This is a genomic window from Arthrobacter sp. SW1 (assembly GCF_001766675.1).
In the GTDB taxonomy this organism is placed as follows: Bacteria; Actinomycetota; Actinomycetes; order Actinomycetales; family Micrococcaceae; genus Arthrobacter.
The window spans coordinates 1-4,793 of record NZ_MJLT01000027.1 but is presented as its reverse complement, the minus strand read 5'-3'; the positions used below and the strand labels follow the sequence as shown (position 1 = coordinate 4,793).

Below are 4,793 nucleotides of genomic sequence, written 5' to 3'. Positions count from 1 at the left end.
CCCCAGGCTTATCGCAGATTCCTACGTCCTTCATCGGCTCCTGATGCCAAGGCATCCACCGTGTGCCCTTAAAAACTTGACCACACAGATCAAAAACTAACTCTCGAGAGAACCAAGCCAAAGGCCAGGTTCATCAAAAGAAATTGCTATCAACACACACCCCAAACAGGGTGCATGCCTCAAGATGCTCGCGTCCACTATGTAGTTCTCAAACAACAACCCCAACCCCCACACCCCACACACCAACAGTGCATGATCGGCAAGGACAGGAAAACCAGAAACCCCAGAACCACCCCACAGGGTGACCCGTCACGGGCCCGGCAACTCATCGTTGCAGGTCCTGTTGCCTCAGGACCCAACAGTGCGCCAAACACACCCACCACACCCCGGCACCCCGGAACGCTTTCCCCACAACCCCCACACCAAACGATGAAAGGAGTTGTCGTACTCACACCAGGACACCCGAGAAGGCAGCCATGCCAAAACCAGTTTGATTCGTTGATATTCCACCCATGAGCACCCACCGCAGAACGAACGCCTGCGCAATGGGCTTAATCTCCTGACCACACCCGGAAGCGACCATGCAGTCACCACCAGAACACGTGGTAGAGGCTCCTTAGAAAGGAGGTGATCCAGCCGCACCTTCCGGTACGGCTACCTTGTTACGACTTAGTCCCAATCGCCGGTCCCACCTTCGACGGCTCCCTCCCACAAGGGGTTAGGCCACCGGCTTCGGGTGTTACCAACTTTCGTGACTTGACGGGCGGTGTGTACAAGGCCCGGGAACGTATTCACCGCAGCGTTGCTGATCTGCGATTACTAGCGACTCCGACTTCATGGGGTCGAGTTGCAGACCCCAATCCGAACTGAGACCGGCTTTTTGGGATTAGCTCCACCTCACAGTATCGCAACCCTTTGTACCGGCCATTGTAGCATGCGTGAAGCCCAAGACATAAGGGGCATGATGATTTGACGTCGTCCCCACCTTCCTCCGAGTTGACCCCGGCAGTCTCCCATGAGTCCCCACCATCACGTGCTGGCAACATGGAACGAGGGTTGCGCTCGTTGCGGGACTTAACCCAACATCTCACGACACGAGCTGACGACAACCATGCACCACCTGTGAACCAGCCCCGAAGGGAAAGACTGTTTCCAGCCCGGTCTAGTCCATGTCAAGCCTTGGTAAGGTTCTTCGCGTTGCATCGAATTAATCCGCATGCTCCGCCGCTTGTGCGGGCCCCCGTCAATTCCTTTGAGTTTTAGCCTTGCGGCCGTACTCCCCAGGCGGGGCACTTAATGCGTTAGCTACGGCGCGGAAAACGTGGAATGCTCCCCACACCTAGTGCCCAACGTTTACGGCATGGACTACCAGGGTATCTAATCCTGTTCGCTCCCCATGCTTTCGCTCCTCAGCGTCAGTTAATGCCCAGAGACCTGCCTTCGCCATCGGTGTTCCTCCTGATATCTRCGCATTTCACCGCTACACCAGGAATTCCAGTCTCCCCTACATCACTCTAGTCTGCCCGTACCCACTGCAGAACCGGAGTTGAGCCCCGGTCTTTCACAGCAGACGCGACAAACCGCCTACGAGCTCTTTACGCCCAATAATTCCGGATAACGCTTGCGCCCTACGTATTACCGCGGCTGCTGGCACGTAGTTAGCCGGCGCTTCTTCTGCAGGTACCGTCACTTTCGCTTCTTCCCTACTGAAAGAGGTTTACAACCCGAAGGCCGTCATCCCTCACGCGGCGTCGCTGCATCAGGCTTGCGCCCAGCTGATAGGCCGCGAGTCCATCCAAAACCACAAAAGCTTTCCACCCTCCACCATGCGGTAAAAGGTCATATCCGGTATTAGACCCAGTTTCCCAGGCTTATCCCAGAGTCAAGGGCAGGTTACTCACGTGTTACTCACCCGTTCGCCACTAATCCACACCGCAAGCGGTGCTTCATCGTTCGACTTGCATGTGTTAAGCACGCCGCCAGCGTTCATCCTGAGCCAGGATCAAACTCTCCGTCAAAAAACAGACACAACCACCAACCCCCGGAAAAAGAAGGCCGAATGGCTGCACAAAATCTGAAACCAGCTAAAAACACCAAACCATCCACGGGGGTGGACAACCTGGCGCCTAACCAATTCAATAAAAAATCGGTATCAACAAACTTGGCACACTATTGAGTTCTCAAACAACAGATCCGCAAACCCGAGGCCACAGGACACGCATCAGCGCGTCACCCAAAGTGACCATCTAAGAAAGGGATTCTGCCGCCTTCCGAAACCTCAAAGCCTTTCAGCTTTTCCGTCCCTCTCGCGGCGACTCAGAAAACATTACACGCTTCCGGAGCCGGAGGCAAATCCGGCCCGGGAGGGGCTCCCCACCCCTTACCAAGGCGAGCTGCCGGCATAGCCGCCGGCCGCCGTCGGGCCCCTGAAAAAGTTTTTCGGGCACCATGTCGATCTGCTCTGGTGCCGTTCGACCTATGGGTGAGAAGGTCGGAAGGCGACCTTCCGGAACCAAGGAGAGAACATCATGGCCAAGTACATGCTCATCATGCGCCCCACCGACGAATCGTTCGCCGCCTTCGCGGAGACCGACTTCAGCGAAATCATGGACGCCATGGGCAAGTTCAACGACGAACTGATCCGGGCCGGGGTGCTACTCGCGGCTGAAGGCCTGGATGATGCCAATGAAGGTGTGGTGGTCGACTTCACCGGCGACACCCCCGTGGTAACCGACGGTCCTTACGGCGAAACCAAGGAACTGTTCGCCGGCTACTACATCCTCGACGTCGCGTCCAAGCAGGAAGCAGTCGAATGGGCCAAGCGCGCGCCGATGACCGCGGGCAGCAAGACGGAGATCCGCCGGGTCACCACCATCGACGAGTTCCCCCAGGACAACAAGTGGATCCAGAAGGAACGCGCCTGGCGCGAGCAGACCGGGCAGCTCTGAACCAGCAGTGAACAGCAATGAGGCACGGGGCGCCGTCGAGGCCGTATGGCGGATGGAATCCGCACGGATCGTCGGCGCCCTGGCCCGTTACACCGGCGACTTCTCCCTGGCAGAAGACCTCGCCCAGGAAGCACTGGCAGAGGCACTTGTGTCATGGTCCGTCAACGGGGTGCCGGGGCAGCCGGCTGCCTGGCTCCTGACCACGGGCCGGCGTCGCGCCATCGATACCTTCCGCCGCCGCGCTGCGCTTGATGACCGGTATGCCGTCCTCGCCCGGGACCTCTCCGACGAACCCGGCGCGGACGAACTCTTCAACGAGGAAGCGATCGACGACGACGTCCTCGCCTTGATGTTCACCGCGTGCCATCCCGTGTTGTCCAGGGAGTCACGGATCGCCTTGACCCTGCGCGTAGTCGGCGGCTTGGGCAGCGACGAGATTGCGAAGGCGTTCCTCGTGCCCGTTGCTACGATCCAAGCGCGCATCACCCGGGCAAAGAAGACGCTGGCGGCCGCGAACGTGCCGTTCGCCGTACCCGAAGCACATGAGCTGGACGAGCGGCTCAGCTCCGTCCTCCAGGTGATCTACCTGATCTTCACCGAAGGCTCCTATGCAAGCGGAGACGACTGGATCCGGACCGGGTTGACTGACGAGGCCAGGCGCCTGGCCCGCATGATGGTGCGGTTGAAGCCGGAACCCGAAGTATTCGGCTTGCTCTCCTTGCTGGAACTTACCTCTGCCCGTTTCCCCGCAAGGAACGACGACGACGGCCGGCCGGTGCTGCTCGAGGACCAAGACCGCCGGCGCTGGGACAGCTCGGCGATCCGGCGGGGACGTGCCGCCCTTGCGCGGGCGGTCGCCGCCGGCCGCGGGCTGGGCGCGTATGGATTGCAGGCTTCCATCGCGGAATGCCATGCAATTGCGCCGACAGCCAAGGACACCGACTGGTCCCGGATAGTGGTTCTCTACGAAGCTTTGGGGCGCTTGGCTCCGTCGCCGGTCGTCGAGCTCAACCATGCGGTGGCCGTCGCGATGGCCTCTGGCCCGGCCGCGGGCTTGGAACTGGTGGACGCGATCTCAGCCGGCGGAAAGCTCGCCGGCTCCCACATGCTGCCAACCGTCCGCGGCGAGCTCCTCAGCCGGCTTGGGCGCAGCGAAGAAGCCCGGACGGCGCTGCAGGAAGCCTTGGCATTGTGCGGAAGCAGTGCCGAACGAATGGTCCTGGAAGGCAAGATCCGGGAGCTGCAGTAGTGCTTGTTGGTGGTGTTGTGGGTTAAATGTGGGAGGCCCCCAAACCGTGTGGTTTGGGGGCCTCGACCTAATGGTTGTCCGGCGGTGTCCTACTCTCCCACACCCTCCCGGGTGCAGTACCATCGGCGCTGTGGGTCTTAGCTTCCGGGTTCGGAATGGGACCGGGCGTTTCCCCCACGCTATGACCGCCGTAACCCTTGTACCCGCTCCACCCTGGTGGGGTGGTGGGAAGACTTTGTGGTTACCAGGTGCTTGCTGGTTCTGTATTTTGTTGTGTTGGTTCCCGTTGGTGTTGTTGGTTGGGAACCACATAGTGGACGCGGAGCATTTGATCGTTCACCACTTTTGGGGGGTGGTGTGTGGTGTAAGTTGTTGGCCTATTAGTACCGGTCGGCTTCGACAGTCGTTGGTCCTGTCTTCCACGTCCGGCCTATCAACCCAGTGGTCTGGCTGGGGGCCTTCAACACCCGAGGGTGTTTGGAAATCTCATCTTGAAGCGAGCTTCCCGCTTAGATGCTTTCAGCGGTTATCCCATCCGAACGTAGCTAATCAGCGGTGCACTTGGCAGTACAACTGACACACCAGAGGTTCGTCCG

2 protein-coding genes and 4 rRNA genes are annotated in these 4,793 nt (G+C 59.4%); 2 read left to right on the top strand and 4 right to left on the bottom strand.

The features are described from left to right. Both BIU82_RS11775 and BIU82_RS11770 read right to left on the bottom strand, forming a co-directional pair. Positions 1-82, bottom strand: a 23S ribosomal RNA gene (locus tag BIU82_RS11775); the annotation flags it as partial. Positions 83-620: 538 nt separating this feature from the next. Next, a 16S ribosomal RNA gene (locus tag BIU82_RS11770) occupies positions 621-2,018 on the bottom strand. 510 nt (positions 2,019-2,528) lie between these two features. Between BIU82_RS11770 and BIU82_RS11765 the strand changes: the two genes are divergently transcribed. After that, positions 2,529-2,948 carry a YciI family protein gene (locus BIU82_RS11765; RefSeq protein ID WP_070349665.1) on the top strand — a complete coding sequence of 140 codons (420 nt, stop codon included), beginning with the start codon at positions 2,529-2,531 and terminating at the stop codon, positions 2,946-2,948. A gap of 7 nt (positions 2,949-2,955) precedes the next feature. Beyond that, positions 2,956-4,197 (top strand): RNA polymerase sigma factor, encoded by a 1,242-nt coding sequence (locus tag BIU82_RS11760; RefSeq protein WP_083292306.1) that lies wholly within the window; start codon positions 2,956-2,958, stop codon positions 4,195-4,197. A 76-nt stretch (positions 4,198-4,273) separates the two neighbouring features. On the opposite strand, the gene rrf is transcribed toward BIU82_RS11760, so the two are convergent. Beyond that, positions 4,274-4,390 (bottom strand): 5S ribosomal RNA (gene rrf, locus BIU82_RS11755). A gap of 166 nt (positions 4,391-4,556) precedes the next feature. After that, positions 4,557-4,793 (bottom strand): 23S ribosomal RNA (locus tag BIU82_RS11750); the annotation flags it as partial.

Bases quoted from the DNA above. Each gene is read 5' to 3' on its own strand.
- BIU82_RS11765 (WP_070349665.1), top strand. From the start codon at position 2,529: ATGGCCAAGTACATGCTCATCATGCGCCCCACCGACGAATCGTTCGCC.